Annotated in this window: 1 protein-coding gene; it reads left to right on the plus strand. The window is 71.4% G+C overall.

Annotated features, from left to right (window positions below):
* Positions 1 to 391, plus strand: a 391-nt coding sequence (locus tag ADL01_RS23945) for an acyl carrier protein (RefSeq protein ID WP_234354771.1), incomplete at both ends; no start/stop codon positions are given.

Below are 391 nucleotides of genomic sequence, written 5' to 3' on the forward strand. Positions count from 1 at the left end.
CCTCGCCCAGCCCGACGGCGCCCTCGTCCCCATGAAGCTCAACACCGAAACCCTGCGCAAGCAGTTCGGCGCCGACGTACCCCCGCTCTTCCGGAGCCTGATCCGCGCCCAGGTCCGCACGGCGGCCACCCCGCAAGCGGGGGGCGCCCCGGCAGCCGAGGGTCAGGAATCCCTGGCCGAGCGCCTGGCCGGGCTCGGCGCCGAGGAGTGTGAGAAGTTCCTCGTCGACCTCGTACGAAGCAACGTGGCCTCCGTACTCGGCTACCCGTCGCCCGAATCCGTCGACGCCGCCAAGGCGTTCAAGGAGCTGGGCTTCGACTCCCTCACCTCCGTCGAACTCCGCAACCGCCTCAACGCCGCCACCGAGACACGGCTGCCCGCCGGGCTCGTC

Origin of the sequence: Streptomyces sp. NRRL WC-3618 (assembly GCF_001280005.1) — a bacterium.
In the GTDB taxonomy this organism is placed as follows: Bacteria; Actinomycetota; Actinomycetes; order Streptomycetales; family Streptomycetaceae; genus Streptomyces.